Source organism: Thalassotalea euphylliae, assembly GCF_003390395.1.
Taxonomy (GTDB): Bacteria; Pseudomonadota; Gammaproteobacteria; order Enterobacterales; family Alteromonadaceae; genus Thalassotalea_F; species Thalassotalea_F euphylliae_C.
Genome location: NZ_QUOV01000001.1, coordinates 1,387,090 through 1,403,629, shown reverse-complemented (window position 1 = coordinate 1,403,629; position 16,540 = coordinate 1,387,090). Strand labels below are relative to the sequence as shown.

Below are 16,540 nucleotides of genomic sequence, written 5' to 3'. Positions count from 1 at the left end.
AAACTAAAAAAGCAATTACGCAAATGTTAGCGTAGCTGTTGTGCCATGATTATCAGATGCTAATGCAATTCCTATCGCTTGCTGATCACATAATCGTTTAGCCAATGATAGACCAATGCCCAAACCTTGGCTTTGGTTACCTTTTGTACCGCTCTCAAACACATTGGGTAAAATATCTTGCGCAATACTTTCGCTAGTATTGCTGATAATTAGACGCGGCGACTGCCAGTCAATATCAATCTTACCTTGTTCGGTATGACTAAAGGCGTTAGCGATAAGGTTACCGATAACGATGCGTAACGCCTGTGGGTTGGCGGTTACTGTGGCAGTATTTGAGACATTAACTTCTAGTTCGATGGCTTTATCTTCAATCAGCTGATGATGTTCGACAATGGCCGCTTCAATAACAGCAAGTAATGGTAAGGGCTCGTGCTTTGTCTCTCCTTCCCGTGCCAAGGCTAATAAACCTTCAATGCATAATTGCATTTGCTGCTGCGCTGATGTGATGCGTTCAACTAATGGGAGCTGTTCTTTGGTCAGGGAAGTGTCGTTAAGTAAGGTGATGGCACCTTGAGTGATCGCCAATGGTGTGCGCAGTTCATGTGAAATATCACGAGTAAAATGCTGCTCGCGGGCGATAAATGCGCGAACTCGATCAATTGCTCGTTCTAGTTCTTTGGCAAACAAACCAATTTCATCCTGGTGAAACTGCTTAGCAAAGCCGTTTGGCAATTCATCACCTTTAACCTGTATTAGCACTGCATTAAGTTGTTCAATTGGCTTAATCAAACGCTTTGCAAATGACCAAGCAAGCCACAAAGCTACAATAATCAGCATACCAATAAATACCGCATGTGTTTTTGCCATACCACCTTTGATATTGCGCACAACTAAATAGTCACTTACTTCTGCCACTAAAAACCCGTCACCTAATCTAACTAAGTGGTAGTGCGCTTTGTTGTTTTGTTTTACACCAGAAAATTCAATGCGTTCAGGTTCATCCTTAAGCACATCTGAGATGGCTGTTGGTAATTGCTGAGCTGATGGATAATAACGGACGAAATTTAGCTGCGGTTGAATTGGCTGACCCGCGCTAATTTGTGCCTCAACCAACACTTTTTCTTGTTCAAGCAAGCTCACAAATAAGCTGTCTTCAACATAATAAGTAAACAAAAAACTTAGGGCACCAAATAACACGCTAATCAGCAATACTAAGCCAATAAAATAAGCCAAAATACGACTTCGTATTTGAGAAAACATGTTAACGATCCTTATGTGCTAATTTTGGCTAATAAAGTGAATGAGCCTAATGAGCAATGCAGTTGCAAAGCTGATAAGCTAGAGAATTAAAAAGTTAAAGCGCTAAACCAAAACCAACACCGTGGATAGTTTTAACGATTGGTATATCAAATGGCTTATCTAGCGCTTTTCTTAGTTGATAAAAATGAGATCGCAATGCGTCTGACTCTGTCGGTGCATCACCCCACAACTTTTGGCATAGCTCGCTGCGAGTAAGCGCCCTCGGGTGAGCTTCCATCAATAACTGCAAAATTGTGTATGGAATTGGCTGTAAGTGGATTTCTTGTTGATTTCGCATCACTTGTTTAGTGCTTAGATCAAGCACTAAGTGCTGGCTTCCTTCACCGAGTTCAAGCTGTTTTCGCTGCTGACTTTGATTACGAGCAGCTAAGGCTTGGCACCTAACCAATAATTCCTCTAGTGCAAATGGCTTGGAAAGATAGTCATCTGCACCTTGCGCAAAGCCAGTTAGTTTGTCATCAAGAGTATCGCGTGCCGTTAGCATAATGATAGGAATATGACGCTCTGCCTTTGCTCGAAGCAATTGGCACACCGCTAAACCATCTAATTTAGGCAATGCGATATCAAGCACAATACAGTCGAAATAATGGCTAAACGCCAGCTCACATGCTTGTTCACCATCGTAAGCAAAATCGAGTATCACCTGATGCTTTTCAAAAAAGTTAGCGATATTGCGACTAATTGCCAAATTATCTTCAACAATAAGCACTTTTAAAGGTTTTACTTGCAATGCTTTAGCTGTCAATTAGTTATCCTTAAATGGCTTATGATTTGAGTAATCAAGCGCTAATCATAGCACTATCATATGCTTAGCTATCGACGCTAATATTTAACATCATAACTTTAATTGTAAACCTTTAGTCGCTTGCTACTTCTCGTTGAAGCTGAATCTTCGCAGTCAAAATACAGCTAATTTATCGCCTAACACAACACAATAAAGGCCAAATAAACAAAGATTTACATAAAAAAGTTAGCTTACTGATACCAGTTTTCTAGCTGCTGATAGTAGCCCTGAGGTAACACATGACCGCCATCAAACTGCACATGTTTCTTATTGGCTGTCGTAATGTTGGCATAAAGCGCGGCGTTCTCAGACTCGCTAGCATGCTCATCATCATTGGCTGAAACCAGCCATAATTTATCAAGATGCGCCAAATTATGGGTAAAGTTTTTTGGTGCGACTATCGCCACTTTATCATCGAGGTAAGGCGGCACAATAGATAGCACCCGTTCAATTCGTTCATCAACGCCAGCAAGTAATATGGATACTTGGCCGCCCATGCTATAGCCTGCAACCGTGGTATTGGCTTGGTCAAATTGCGCTTGTTTTTCCACCCAATCCAGTAAGACTCTGTAGTCTTTAACCGTGTCGATAACCATTTGCTCATATGGCTCGCGCTTGCCCCACCAATGTAAGTCACGCATCACCTCAATAATGTTGTAGTCAAGGTTTTTGCGTTTGCCATGGTTGCGACTATCAATGGCGATGACGGCATAACCGTTGGCCAACGCCTGCTTGGCTAGCTTATCGGTTTGCTCAAGTGTTGGGCGCTCTTTGAAGCTATCCATCCACCAGCGATTTTCACTGCGCCCCATGGCGTGCACGCCCAGCATCACCGGCATTGAATGAGCTTTAGTATAGGTATCAGGGTAAGCCATTCGACCATTAACAATAGCGCCATCAAAGCTTTGATAAGTAAAAGCAAAGGTCGTTGCAGTTAACTGTTCAAGCTGCATATTCATTGGCCTATCAGCAATACTTTGATATGTATAAGATGCTTGTATTTCTTGCTGGTCAACTTGATACGGATGCAAGCCCCAAATCGCATACCATACGCCACCCAATACCGCGACAATACCAACTATACTGATCATAGCCTTCCCCCACTTGATACCGCTAAGTTTCTGTTTAATTTGATTAAGCACACTCATTGCTCCTTGACCTTATTCGCTCAGCGTTAGCAATAGGCTTGCTATTTGTTCGTTATCAGGGAACTTCGCTTTTGATGTTTGCAGCAGTTTCACCGCCGTTTGTGTATCGCTTTTATCAAGGTAGGCTTTGGCTATTGCTGTATCTAGCATTGGGTGGTTCACTTTCGCCTGCACCAATTCCATGAGCGTTATTCCAATATCAAGCTCGATTTGACGAGTGGCGTGCTTGGCTTGGTATAGCCCTAACATCGCCAATAGCATGGCATCATATCGTTCACCGTTGGCAATGAACTCTTGCTCCGCGGCTTCACGGTTATTAAAAAATGCTTCAGCCAGTTTTATCGTGCGGTCATCTTTAAAATCAATGTGCTGCGGTACAGGCAAGCCCAGTTTTACAACCACGGCTTTCGCCGCGTCTGTGGTAGAAAATGGGTTTTGCCCCGTAATCAATCGACCATCAACACTGACCTGATTAAGCATTAAACCGTCTTGTTGATAATTCGCGCCATTTTCCGCCAGTTTATCTGCAAGCATAAATGGAAGCTGCCACTTTTTCGTAAAGGCATTTTCCTCTTCATTGGTAAACGCTGACACGCGTTTATCAGCAATCAGCAAGTCACCATTGCTAAGCTTTACATCGAGCAAAGCTGCTGGACCATGACAAACAGCCCCGACAATGCCTTTGTTTTCGTAAACCTGACGAATAATGTCTTTAACAGCTGAATTAGTTGCTAAGTCAAACATTGGCCCTTTGCCTCCAACCACGTAAACCGCATCGAACTTCGCTGGTTCAACTTGCGATAATTTAAGTGTTGAAGCTAGCGAATCAACAGCCTGTTTATCATTGAGAAACGCCTGGTTATAAGTTTTGTTCTTATCAAACTTATCAGCGATTGGCTCGCCGCCATTTGGTGAAGCAAAAGTGACCGCAACACCAGCGGCTTTGAATACCAAATAAGATTTACTCATTTCATCAAATTCATAGCCTGGTTTGACTAACTGACCATCATCCCCTTTTTCACCATAACTACTGAGTACCATAAGCACTGCTGGTGTGGACTCTGTTTCGCTGCTTTGGGCATTGATACTTGTAAATACTAAAGTGATAGGTACTAACACTTTAATGATAAATTGCTTCATTGCTATTGCTCCGTTTTAGCTGGTACATGAATATCTAAATTCAATCGTTAAGCTAGCAATGACGCTGTGAAGAAAATGTGAAGACAGCAGTCTTTAGAAAAGGCATATAGAAAAATATTTGCGGAAAAGTTCTGGGCTATAGTTAGCAATTAAAGTTGGTATGTAAAAAGATGACGGACCCACAATAGGGAAATCAAGTTAACAATTTTGCAACAACCCTTTCTATTTTTTGAGCAATTTCCTAAGATGGAGCTAATGAGTTCAATTTTTGCTCAAGCTTATTGATGCAAAATAAAGCCACAAAAAGAATAACAAAGGTGAATTTATGACGAAACATTCAGAGCCACTCGTTCAGCGTTTACTCAATAAAGTGGAAATTTGGGGCAATAAACTACCCGACCCCGCTGCATTATTTATCGCGTTGATGGTCATTGTTTGGCTACTTTCTTGGGCGCTTTCTGGGGTAGATTTTAGCGCTGTAGACCCTCGCACTGGCCAAGCTTTGGTGATTAACAACCAGTTAAGTGGTGATGCTATGGCCACTTTCTTTTCCAAAATGGTTACTAACTTTTCGCATTTTCACCCTGTTGGCGTCGTACTTGTCGCTATTTTAGGCATTGGTGTTGCGGAATTTTCAGGCTTTATCAACGCTGGCCTACGAGCCTTGATGGCGGTAACAGGCAAATGGCTACTTACCCCTATGGTAATTGCGGTTGGTATTGTCAGTCATACTGCGGTAGATGCAGGTTATGTGTTAGTGATACCACTTGGCGGCGTTATTTTTTATGCCGCAGGGCGACATCCGTTAGCGGGCATTGCCGCCGCGTTTGCTGGTGTTTCTGGTGGTTTTTCCGCGAATTTTGTACCGTCTTCTATCGACCCTATGCTGCAAGGCATTACCCAAGCAGGCGCGCAAATCTTGAACGCTGAAATCGTCCTCAACCCGCTCAATAACTACTATTTTACCGCGGCCTCTTCGCTAGTGATTATTACCTTGGGCTGGTTTATCACCGACAAAATCGTTGAGCCGAAACTACAAGGTAACGAGCTTGATGGCGATTTATCGGATTTGCCGACCATGGAGCCGTTACTCGACAGCGAGCGCAAAGCATTACGTTGGTCATTATTAGCGACGGGTATTGGCATTGTCTTGCTCATTGTCAGCACCTCATTTGAAAGCTCCGCATGGCGCGCAAGTGATGGCTCGCTGACTTCGTTTTCTGCACCACTAATGCAATCTATCGTCCCCTTGATTTTCTTACTATTTCTTATTCCCGGGCTAGTTTACGGCATTATTATTGGCAAAATCAGAACCACCAAAGACTTTATTCAAGGCATGAGTAAAGCGATGAGTGATATGGGCTACTATCTGGTGATCATGTTTTTTATCGCCCAATTTATTTACGCTTTTGGTCAATCTAATTTAGGAATTTTACTTGCGGTTAAAGGCGCAGAAGCGCTAAAAGCGCTGGCATTGCCAGGCGGTGTTACTATTACTGGCATTATTATCCTTACCGGCTTTATTAACCTCTTTGTTGGCTCAGCCTCGGCGAAATGGGCACTGCTAGCGCCAATTTTTGTGCCTATGTTAATGCAGCTAGGCATATCGCCAGATCTCGCGCAAGCGGCCTATCGCATCGGTGACTCTAGTACCAATATTATCACCCCATTAATGCCCTACTTCCCGCTGGTTGTTGTTTTCTGCCAACGTTATGTAACCTCTGCAGGGATAGGTACTTTAGCGGCGATGATGTTGCCATTTTCCGTAATATTTCTGATCGCTTGGACAATATTTCTTATGATCTTTTGGAGCTTAGGCTTACCGCTAGGTTTGCAGGCAAGCTATGAGTATTTTCCTTAAGCTCTAGCTTCTTAGATATAGCGATATAAGCTAATGTAGTGAGTAGTCTCAATCACTAAAATATTGAGGCCACTCGCTAATTTCATTGAACTTCCCTCTTAGCTTTACATTTACTTTCCCTTTTACTGCTTATCAGCAAAGTCCAATCAAACAATTGTTACCAAGTTTGTTAAACCACTAGCGAACACAGATAACAATTATTATGCTGTTAATACCAATTTATGGACGAAAAGGTCAATTCAGCTTGTCACACTTTTACTTGCCAGCTTTTATGCGGCTAAACCAAACTAAAAGCCTGACGAAAAGCCTAGTCCTGATAGCTTTGGTGCTTATCAGCAGTATTTATTCCGTTAATGTATTGGCAAAAGAGCGAGAGTTACGCTCACCGCCGCGAAAACTGACAGCAGAACAAGCTGAAATCGCCGCAAGTAATTATCAAAAGTACTGCGCCTTGTGTCATGGCAAAAATCGTGAAGGTTATGCCAATGATCACGCGCCTTCGTTAAAAAGTAAAAGTTTGATGGAGTCTGGCATCGCCCATCAAGTGCTGCGCCCGATGCAATATGGCCGCAAAGGCACTGCCATGGCTGGCTACCTGGATGAAGTGGGTGGTCCAATGACACTGGCGGAAACTTGGGATCTCACCTACTGGTTATTTGAACAAGCAGGTTTTGACCGCCTCAAGTTTTCCACTAAGCCAGTCACTGGTGATATCAAATTTGGTGAAACGCTTTATCAGGCTAATTGCACCGCCTGCCATGGGGTTAATGGCGAAGGGGTGAACGCACCAGCGCTGATGAACCAATCTGCCCTTGCCCACAATACCGATGAATTTATTCGCCATGCCATTGAAAATGGTCGTCAAGGCACACCGATGCAGGCATTTAAGATAAAATTATCCGCGCAAGAAATTAACAGTATTACCGCTTATTTACGCAGTAAATCACTAGGCTTAAACGAAACTAAGCCAACCTTAACGGCAATGCCAGAGCCTAAAGATTACATCATCAATAAACAAGGCGATGATCCTAACTTTACGCTAAAAGACGGCATGTACGTGATGTCAACAGACTTAAATCGCGCACTCGAATATAATAGCCGTATGGTATTGCTAGATACGCGTGTACCGTCCGTGTGGCAAACAGCCCATATCGAGGGTGCTATTCCCTTCCCTTACTATGCTGATCTAGACGAAACCGTTGCCGGTATTCCAAAGGATGTACAAATCGTCGCCTACTGCTCTTGCCCTCGGGCTGCTGCCGATTACACCATTAATAAGTTAAGAAAACGCGGCTACACTCGCACCGCGGTGTTGTGGGAAGGCATTTTCGGTTGGATGCACTTAGGTTACCCAGTTAGACGCGGTGATATTGCGGATGTGAGCCACTAACGACATGCCAAAATCACAGCACTAAAACATACTTTAAATTTAACCAACTTTATTCGAGCTGACTGCTATAAAGCATACAATTGAGACCTTCCTTGCATTTAATTAGACGATCGGTCTAATATAAATATATGACTGATACCCTTATTAAACCAAGACGCGGTCGCCCACCGAAAGTTGCCCGCGATAACCAAGATACCAAAGCGGCATTGATCCGCAGCGGCCTAGAGCAGTTAACCGAGAATGGTTTTGCTTCTTCTGGTATCGATCAAATCTTAAGAAAAGTCGGTGTACCAAAAGGTTCATTTTATCACTACTTCGCCAGCAAAGAGGCGTTTGGACAAGCTGTTATAGATAGCTATGCCACTTATTTTGCACGTAAGCTCGATCTGTATTTACTCGATGAAACTCATCCGCCACTGACCCGAATTGCCAATTTTGTTGACGACGCCAAACAAGGAATGCAGCGTTATCAATTTAAACGTGGCTGTTTAGTGGGTAATTTAGGTCAAGAAGTGGATTTGCTACCTTTGAGTTACCGCCAACAACTCATTGATATATTTAGTCAGTGGCAGCAAAAACTAGAAGCTTGTTTAAGTGCAGCACAGGCATGCGGTGAGCTTGCAACTAAGCATAATTGCGCTCAGCTCGCTGAAGACTTTTGGATTGGCTGGGAAGGCGCGGTTAGCAGAGCCAAACTCGTTCAAAATGCAAAACCGTTAGATAACTATTTAGCCTTTTTTATCGCACGCATTTCGCAAAGTGAATAGGCGAACACGAATAAGCAAAAAAGAGTAACTCGGCGAGGCTATCATTTAAAAGCTTCACCACATTTTTTTCAACATTAATAGACAATCGGTCTAAAATAGGAGAAAGCATGTTTAAGAGTATTGTTATCAATAAAGACGAACAGGGTTATCAGGCACAAGTTAAGGAAGTTGACGACAGCATTTTGCCTGAAGGCGATGTCACTATTGATGTTTCCCATAGCACCTTAAATTACAAAGATGCCCTAGCCATTACCGGCAAAGCTCCCGTGGTGCGAAGCTTTCCAATGATCCCCGGCATTGATTTAGCAGGAACGGTAACCGCAAGCGATAGCGACAAATTCAAGGTTGGCGATAAAGTGTTGCTCAACGGCTTTGGTGTAGGTGAAAAACACTGTGGTGGTTTGGCTGAAAAAGCGCGCCTCAACAGTGATTGGCTGATCCCATTGCCTGAAGCTTTCTCACCGCGCCAAGCAATGGCAATTGGCACCGCCGGCTATACCGCCATGCTGTGTGTCATCGCGTTAGAAAAAAATGGCGTCACCCCCGATAAAGGTGAAATTTTAGTCACCGGCGCAAACGGCGGTGTTGGCAGCTTTGCCATCGCAATTTTGGCTAAACTTGGTTATACCGTGGTTGCTTCGACAGGTCGACTAGACCAAACCGATTACTTAAAACAGTTGGGCGCAGCAGAAGTGATTGATCGCAATACCCTATCGGAGCCGGGTAAGCCATTAGCGAGAGAGCGTTGGGCAGGTGCCGTTGATGCGGCTGGCAGCCACACCTTGGCCAATGTTTGTGCCAGTATGCAATATGGCGGTGTCGTCACCGCTTGTGGTTTAGCACAAGGCATGGATTTTCCAGCCTCGGTTGCCCCGTTTATTTTGCGCGGTGTTGTATTGGCTGGCATTGATAGTGTGATGAGACCTATAACGGATCGCGTCGAAGCTTGGCAGCGCTTAGCCGAGATTATCGAACCAGCAGATTTAGAAACCATCTCTACCGATATCAGCCTTGACCAAGCCATTGAGACAGCACAAGCGCTTATTGCTGGACAAGTGCGTGGTCGAGTCATTGTTGATCTTGGCGCTAATAAATAGGCGAATAAGCGAACAAATAGTAATTAAAGAGATGGTTAATATATTGCCATCTCTTTTGCTTTTCGTTTGTCATCCGTGTCATCAATAGCAGCAATTTGCTCAATTTTAGCAAGATAGTCAGCGGGTAAATTCGCTTGGCTCGCACCGTAAAACACATGATGCTTATACCAAGTAAACGGCTGAATATCGGGCGTGCTATCGCTGGCATAATAGAGGCTGGCTTGCTCGGCTTGATGGTGTTGATCATAAATCGTCACGTCTTTTTCAAAATAAAACACACCTAAGCCTTCGGCGGCGTCTAAAAAATGTTTCTCACTGGGGCAGAACTCAAATAGTACGCCAAAAACAACATCTTCTTCTTTGTTGGTTAGGAAGGCATCACACTTGGCTGAGCCGTCAACGCCCTTTTTATGAAATCGTAAATCATGCTTGGGTAAGTAATAAGCGCCAATATAGCGAGCGCTCGGCACCCGTTGTTGTAACCGAGGCACAGACATATTCGAGCCATAAGCAAAATACTTCAATAATGCACTATCCTTCATAACACTCCCTTAAAAAATTTCGGCTTTTGCGGTCTGCTAATAAACCGATTAGCAATGGTTTTAGTAAATAAGTGTTGTACACCATAGCAAGTTACCGCAAAAGCCATTAAACAATAAAAATAGATGAATAAAACTTACGCAATTAGCATGCGCCGCAAAATACACAAAAATATACGACTGTAGAGCGAATAAAGATGAAGAAATTAATCACCATATGCCTTCTCTGGCTAGTTAGTGCACAAGCCTTTGCCTTGCCAAAAGTAGAATTTACCGTACTGGATTTGGCGGTTCATAAACGCATTGTCGTTTTTATCAAAGATACGCAATCGTTAACGGGTGTCGCAGCACAAATTAATCAAGAATCCTCAGGTCAATTACTCGCAGCGATTGCTAACAGTGATGCCTCGACCAAGTTTGGTGACACGCAGATTTTTTACGGTATTGCACCGTTCTCGCAAATCTCAGTGATTGGTCAAGGTGAAGAGCCGTTAACTCAAGCTAATCTGCAAGCGTTAGGTGGTTATGCTATTGCCAGTATTCCAGCTAACCTGCAAGAGCAAGCCGCCATCGTGACTGATGCACTTAACACCAAAGTTGAAACACCGGAAGCATGGCTGGCGCTCGGCGCTGCCCTGCGCGACTACCATTTTGATAAATACAAAACGCCATCAGCTAGAACCTTACCTAGCGACTTGCTCATTCAATCAAGCAATATTAATGCAGCAAAGGCTAAATACGACAAAGACTTAAAACATATGGCAGAAGGGATTTATTTAGCGCGCGATTTAGCCTCGGAGCCAGGTAAAACTATGTACCCAGAAAGTTTTGTTAGCCACGTCAAAAAAGCGTTTAAAGGGGTGAAAAATATTGATATCGACGTGCTGAAAGTTCGCGATATGAAAAAGCGTAATATGGGAGCGTTGCTGGGGGTTGGGCAAGGTTCGGTGCATGATCCAAGACTTTTGGTGATTAACTACCAAGGTGCCGATAAACAAGCGCCAATTGCCCTCGTAGGTAAAGGCATTACATTTGATACTGGCGGTATTAGTCTTAAACAAAACAAAGGCATGTGGGCGATGAAGTCTGATATGGCCGGTGCTGCCGCGGTTGCAGGTACTTTACTCGCAGTCGCCAAACGAGGCGAACAAGTCAATTTAGTCGGCGTGATGCCGCTGGCAGAAAATATGCCATCTGGTGATGCCATTCGCCCCGGAGACGTGATAACTACAATGCAAGGCACGACGATTGAAATTATCTCTACCGACGCCGAAGGCCGACTCATTTTAGCCGATGCTGTACGCTACGCGCAGAACGACTTTAAGCCTAGTTTGTTGCTTAACATCGCGACCTTGACAGGCTCAGCTGTGCGAGCACTAAGTGATGAATATGCTGCTGTGGTGACGCGTGACTGGGAATTGACTGAGCAAATGATGACAATAGGCAAAAGCAGTGGCGAAAACGTCTGGCCACTACCACTTCACCCTAATCATTTCGACCAGATAAAATCAGATATTGCCGATATTAAAAACTCAGGAGCCGGTAATCCCGGCGCAAGTATTGGTGCCGCCGTGGTTGCCACTTTTATTGATAAGGATTTACCTTGGGTACATCTCGATATTGCTGGCGTTGACTGGTTAGACGCAGATATCGCCATAGCTCCAAAAGGCTCGCAAGGCTGGGGCGTGCGTTTTATGGATCAACTGGTACGTGAAAGCTCAAAAGCAGACAAATAACTACTCACTCAGTTTAAACTGCTTACCGGAACAACAGCTGTTCGTAATATCTTTACCTGTAAATAGCACAAATAATTAGAAAGCCGCTAATTAGCGGCTTCTTTGTAATAGCTATTCAAATAATCAGCTACGCATACCGCGAATGGGGTAGTCATTGTCTGGGTTTTTAATCCAAGCTAACCCATTAACCAGCGTGCCAAGCTCTGGACGCACAAAGGGATTATTCGAAATATCCACGACATGTAACTTACCCTCGCCATTCACCACAAATAAGCCCGGCTCGGCAAACGGATGATCGGTTTCCTCTGGCGAGCGCGGATCTGAAATATATACGCCCAGCTGCTGCATTTGCTCCACAGTTAAGCCGTAAGCAATTGGGAAGCTGATGTCTAACTGCTCCATATGCCCTTCTAGCTGTACTTTCGAGTCGCCAGAAACCGCCAGTACTTCAACGTCAATTTCTGCCAACGGCGCCAGGTAGTGCTCCAGCGCATTGAGATACTTGGTACACAACGGGCAGTGTTTACCGCGATACACTAACACCACTTGCCAGCTATTGGGCTTAGCTGCCTTACCTAATACTTGTTGCTCGTCCGAGCGCATGGTGACAGATATTTCAGGAAATTCACTGCCTGGGTGCAGTTTATTGGTTGTGTATGTCATCACTTTTCTCGCTTAAAAATGTTGGTTAAGGTGGGCTTCAAAACGTTTAAAGTCGTTTTCAATATCGGCATTTTTCATCACATCAAAACACACAAAGGTTTCCATCGCCGTCATTCCAAAGAACTTAAAGTTCATATGCATAGGGAAGAACAAATCGTCAACACTCTTGCCTTCAAAGAAGTCTAGCTCGTCATTAAAAGATGACGCTGGCGCGTTAAACGTCAATGACAACATATATTTGGTGCCAGCTAATGCACCGCCTGTACCATAGTTACTTTTCGGCGCATCTTCTGTACGGCCGTCGCCATTGCATAAGGCACCGCCCATACCCGCGGTATACACTTCATCCATATATTTTTTAAACGACCAAGGTACGCCCATCCAGTTCACTGGCGCTTGCAATAAAACAATATCTGCCCACTGATGATGCGCCAATTCTTGTTCAACATCGAAGCTTTCGCCAATGCTGATAACACGAATTTCGTGGCCTTTTTCGGCCAGTTGTGTCGCAGCTTTATCAACCAAAGAGGCATTTAGCTTGCCTTCGGAAAATGGGTAGTAATGATGGGCGTTAATAATTAATACATTGCTCATAAGAAAATCTCGTTAATATGCGCTAGCGATCACTTCAGATGTGAATGTGCTAGAAGCTAGGCTATTGATGAAAAATAAAATACAGCATCATCGCTGACTCAAACTTGTGGTTTATTTTAGTAACCTGTAAACTTTAATCAATTAGTATACTTTTAGTAACCTAGTTAAAACCTAGAGGATTTGATGAAAAGTGTTGTAGAAACAGACAGTAAAGGTCGTAAAAAAGTTTTAAATGCCTGCCTAGAGCCATGTGCCATTGAAAAAGGTATGCGGTTAATTGGTGGAAAATGGACAGGTTCGATTATTTATCACCTAAAAGATGAGCCAGTGCGTTTTAACGATTTAACTCGCTTACTTGGCGGCGCAAGCAAGAAAATGATCGACCAACGATTAAAAGAGTTAGAAGCCAATGGTATGGTGCTGCGAAAAGTGATCAGCGATCGCCCTGTCGCGGTAAGCTATGAGCTAACTGAATTTGGCCGCTCGGCGCTGTCGATTTTAGAGCAGTTAAGAAGCTGGTCTGAACACAACGACATATAAGGCGGCTACTCAGCTACGTCAGTGAAGTCAGCTAAGTCAATTTGCTTAAACAAGTCTTGTCGTAAACTACTCATATTTCGCCAATTTACCGTGATGAGCAGAATATTTGATCTATAGTCAGTGAATACCCAAATGGTATTTCGCTTATTTCTTTAACAGGAGATCATATGTCTAATCACACTTATAAATTACTGGAATTAACAGGTTCTTCGCCAGATGGTATTGAACAAGCGGTCAGCAATGCTATCGCCAAAGCCAGCGAGTCTTTACACAATCTTAGGTGGTTTGAAGTCATCGACACTCGTGGTCAAATTGACGAGGGAAAAGTCGCGCATTGGCAAGTAACCATCAAAGTCGGATTTACGCTGGATTAACAGGTAATAGCATGTGCGTCATTGATTAGTGCACAGTGATTATTGACATCGAGCTTTCAGCCAGTTTTTCCCTAAAGCCGAATATTTGCTTTTAAAAAATCGATAAATACTCTGATGCGTTCTGACAACGCGGTTTGCTTATAGTACACCACCTGAATTTGCTCCCAAGGGTTGGGTGAAAGCACAGCGCGCGGTAGCAATTCAACTAAACGGCCAGCGGCTAAATCGCGGTAGATCATAAAATTCGACAGCAGCGCCAAGCCATGATGATGCAGCACAAGTTGCCTGACCGACTCCCCGCTGCTTGCCAATATAAAAGGTTTTGTTTGGCATGGCTCAACAAGCGCCCAATCATTAAACTTAGGTAAATCAGCAAAGCCTACGATTTGATGATTTGCCAACGCAGCAATACTTTCAGGCTTACCATGTTTGGCAAGATATTCAGGCGTTGCCACTATTTTTAATGGGCTTTCCCCTAAACGACTGGCATGCAAGTTTGAGTCGTTCAGTTGACCAATGCGAATAGCCACATCAGTGCGCCGTTCAAGCAAGTCAATAATGCTTTCATTGGAAATCAGTTCCACCGATATGTCTGGGTAAGCCGCATTAAACTCAGCCATTAACGGCACTAATTGATGCAAAATAAACGGGCTGGCGGCATCAATTCTTAATCGCCCAGAGGGCTTGGCATCTGCAAATAAGAGTTTTTCTTCTGCATTACTGAGGGTGGCTAACGCTTGTTTTGCTTCAGCTAAAAACAAGCGCCCCTCTTCCGTTAAATCCACTCGTCGCGTGGTGCGATTAAGTAAAGTCGTATTTAAGCTTTGCTCTAAACGACTAACACTACGTGAGATTTTGGCCACTTGCAGATCAAGCGCCTCTGCCGCACTGGAAAATCCACCGGTATCAACCACGGCAATAAATGCCGTTAAATCTTCTATTTTTGATTTAACCACTGAGTTGTTGCTCGCCAATCCAAATAATCACTTAAGGCTCCTTTACTTAAGGCCCCGCACTTAAGAACCCTATTACATTAAGGGACTTATGATAATTAACTGCCGTTAGAGATCACAATAAAGCAACCCCGCAAGTGCCTTCTTAGCACGGAAACATCCAGTTACACTATAACAACCAAAAACAACCTCAAGCCCTATTCAATATTTGCGTATCGTTACACTATCACATAGTATTTCACCAAAAAATAATACTAAGCAATAACAATGAAAATTATCAAAGGTGCGACTTTGGTTGATAGTGGTCGAATGTATGCGGCAGATGTCGCTATCAAGGGTCATATTATCGAGAAAATTGCGCCAGATATCACACTTACAGCAAATGACACTGTGATTGATGCCAGTGGCATGTTGCTACTACCGGGTATGATTGACGATCAAGTACATTTTCGCGAACCCGGTTTAACTCACAAAGGCTCAATTTACAGTGAGTCGCGTGCCGCGGTAGCTGGCGGTATCACCAGTTTTATGGAAATGCCGAATGTTAAACCTTCAACGACCACAATTGACACCCTGCTTGAAAAACACGAGCTAGCAAAGCATAACTCGCTGGCGAATTATTCGTTTTACCTTGGCGCAACACCTGACAACATCGAAGAAATCAAACGCCTTGATCCAAGTTGGGTATGCGGTGTAAAGGTGTTTATGGGCGCATCTACTGGCGATTTATTGGTTGAACACCCAGAAGCACTAGAGCGTATTTTCCAATATAGCCCCACGCTGATTGTTACCCATTGCGAAAATGGCGCAGTGATTGACAAGAACTTTAAACAACTCAAAACACAAACCACAGAGTTCACGCCGAAACATCACCCGGTAATTCGCGATGCTGAGGCCTGCTATCAATCTTCGTCATACGCCATTGATTTAGCCAAACGACATGATAGTGATTTACATGTACTGCACCTGACCACAGCAAAAGAAATGTCACTGTTTGAACGCGGGCCGATCGACAATAAAAAAATCACCGCCGAAGCTTGTGTTCATCACCTTTGGTTTAATCAAGACGATTACGCAACGCTCGGCAATCTGATCAAATGCAACCCAGCCATCAAAGCGGAAAGTGATCGATTGGCGCTCATCAACGCAATCAACGACGACCGCATTGATATTATTGCCACAGATCACGCTCCACATACTTGGCAGGAAAAGCAAGTTGATTATTTACAAGCACCGGCAGGATTGCCATTGGTTGAACACGCCCTACTTTCACTATTAGAGCAATCGGCACGAGGTGCCATACCGCTGACGAAAGTTGTGGAAAAAGTCAGTCATAACCCAGCTAAGCGCTATAAACTGAGAAAACGCGGGTTTATTCAAGAAGGTTATTTTGCTGATCTCGTCTTAATTGACCCAAGTACATCTACTTATACAAGTCATCAAAACAATCGCTATAAGTGCCAGTGGACACCATTCGACGGCGTAACCTTTAGCCACAGGATTGCCGCAACGTATGTTAACGGAGAACTAGTGTTTGACGGCACGAATGTCATAGCAGCTAGCTCGGCGATGCCACTAAGCTTTGATCGGGGCTAAGGCTCTGATCGAGGCTAAGGATTTTAGCAGTCCTAGGG

16 protein-coding genes are annotated in these 16,540 nt (G+C 43.9%); 8 read left to right on the top strand and 8 right to left on the bottom strand.

Annotated features, from left to right (window positions below):
• Positions 1-15: 15 nt before the first annotated feature.
• From DXX92_RS06255 to DXX92_RS06240, 4 genes are all read right to left on the bottom strand, one after another.
• Positions 16-1,260 carry a sensor histidine kinase gene (locus DXX92_RS06255; RefSeq protein ID WP_115999674.1) on the bottom strand — a complete coding sequence of 415 codons (1,245 nt, stop codon included), beginning with the start codon at positions 1,258-1,260 and terminating at the stop codon, positions 16-18.
• A 94-nt stretch (positions 1,261-1,354) separates the two neighbouring features.
• Positions 1,355-2,065: a response regulator transcription factor gene (locus DXX92_RS06250; protein ID WP_245961411.1), complete on the bottom strand. Its 711-nt coding sequence runs from the start codon at positions 2,063-2,065 to the stop codon at positions 1,355-1,357.
• A gap of 230 nt (positions 2,066-2,295) precedes the next feature.
• Positions 2,296-3,195, bottom strand: a complete 900-nt coding sequence (locus tag DXX92_RS06245) for an alpha/beta hydrolase (RefSeq protein ID WP_245961410.1) — start codon at positions 3,193-3,195, stop codon at positions 2,296-2,298.
• 69 nt (positions 3,196-3,264) lie between these two features.
• On the bottom strand, positions 3,265-4,392 hold the full coding sequence (locus tag DXX92_RS06240; protein WP_115999672.1) for a type 1 glutamine amidotransferase domain-containing protein: 1,128 nt from the start codon (positions 4,390-4,392) through the stop codon (positions 3,265-3,267).
• 325 nt (positions 4,393-4,717) lie between these two features.
• Between DXX92_RS06240 and DXX92_RS06235 the strand changes: the two genes are divergently transcribed.
• The 4 genes from DXX92_RS06235 to DXX92_RS06220 all read left to right on the top strand — a co-directional run bounded on the left by DXX92_RS06235 (position 4,718) and on the right by DXX92_RS06220 (position 9,507).
• Positions 4,718-6,253, top strand: a complete 1,536-nt coding sequence (locus DXX92_RS06235) for an AbgT family transporter (RefSeq protein WP_115999671.1) — start codon at positions 4,718-4,720, stop codon at positions 6,251-6,253.
• A gap of 202 nt (positions 6,254-6,455) precedes the next feature.
• A complete protein-coding gene (locus DXX92_RS06230) occupies positions 6,456-7,643 on the top strand; it encodes a c-type cytochrome (RefSeq protein ID WP_245961409.1) in 1,188 nt (395 codons plus the stop codon).
• A 128-nt stretch (positions 7,644-7,771) separates the two neighbouring features.
• Positions 7,772-8,410: a TetR/AcrR family transcriptional regulator gene (locus DXX92_RS06225; protein WP_115999670.1), complete on the top strand. Its 639-nt coding sequence runs from the start codon at positions 7,772-7,774 to the stop codon at positions 8,408-8,410.
• A gap of 107 nt (positions 8,411-8,517) precedes the next feature.
• Entirely contained in the window at positions 8,518-9,507 is a 990-nt protein-coding gene (locus DXX92_RS06220) for an MDR family oxidoreductase (RefSeq protein ID WP_115999669.1), read from the top strand.
• 35 nt (positions 9,508-9,542) lie between these two features.
• Here the strand turns inward: DXX92_RS06220 and DXX92_RS06215 are convergent, their stop codons facing one another.
• Entirely contained in the window at positions 9,543-10,049 is a 507-nt protein-coding gene (locus DXX92_RS06215; protein WP_115999668.1) for a gamma-glutamylcyclotransferase family protein, read from the bottom strand.
• A 194-nt stretch (positions 10,050-10,243) separates the two neighbouring features.
• Between DXX92_RS06215 and DXX92_RS06210 the strand changes: the two genes are divergently transcribed.
• Complete coding sequence (locus tag DXX92_RS06210; RefSeq protein WP_115999667.1) at positions 10,244-11,782, top strand: leucyl aminopeptidase family protein; 1,539 nt, start codon at positions 10,244-10,246, stop codon at positions 11,780-11,782.
• A gap of 123 nt (positions 11,783-11,905) precedes the next feature.
• Here the strand turns inward: DXX92_RS06210 and DXX92_RS06205 are convergent, their stop codons facing one another.
• Positions 11,906-12,448, bottom strand: a complete 543-nt coding sequence (locus DXX92_RS06205; RefSeq protein ID WP_115999666.1) for a redoxin domain-containing protein — start codon at positions 12,446-12,448, stop codon at positions 11,906-11,908.
• Between the two features lie 9 nt (positions 12,449-12,457).
• Positions 12,458-13,039, bottom strand: coding sequence for an NAD(P)H-dependent oxidoreductase (locus DXX92_RS06200; RefSeq protein ID WP_115999665.1), 582 nt, complete (start codon positions 13,037-13,039; stop codon positions 12,458-12,460).
• Between the two features lie 183 nt (positions 13,040-13,222).
• On the opposite strand from DXX92_RS06200, the gene DXX92_RS06195 reads away from it, so the two are divergent.
• On the top strand, positions 13,223-13,579 hold the full coding sequence (locus DXX92_RS06195) for a winged helix-turn-helix transcriptional regulator (RefSeq protein WP_115999664.1): 357 nt from the start codon (positions 13,223-13,225) through the stop codon (positions 13,577-13,579).
• A gap of 167 nt (positions 13,580-13,746) precedes the next feature.
• The gene (locus DXX92_RS06190; RefSeq protein WP_115999663.1) at positions 13,747-13,953 is read left to right on the top strand and encodes a dodecin; all 207 of its coding nucleotides are present in this window, start codon (positions 13,747-13,749) and stop codon (positions 13,951-13,953) included.
• A 71-nt stretch (positions 13,954-14,024) separates the two neighbouring features.
• Here DXX92_RS06190 and DXX92_RS06185 read toward each other — a convergent pair whose 3' ends face one another.
• Positions 14,025-14,909, bottom strand: coding sequence for a LysR family transcriptional regulator (locus tag DXX92_RS06185; RefSeq protein WP_115999662.1), 885 nt, complete (start codon positions 14,907-14,909; stop codon positions 14,025-14,027).
• Positions 14,910-15,173: 264 nt separating this feature from the next.
• Between DXX92_RS06185 and DXX92_RS06180 the strand changes: the two genes are divergently transcribed.
• The gene (locus tag DXX92_RS06180; RefSeq protein ID WP_115999661.1) at positions 15,174-16,502 is read left to right on the top strand and encodes a dihydroorotase; all 1,329 of its coding nucleotides are present in this window, start codon (positions 15,174-15,176) and stop codon (positions 16,500-16,502) included.
• The last annotated feature ends 38 nt before the right edge of the window (positions 16,503-16,540 follow it).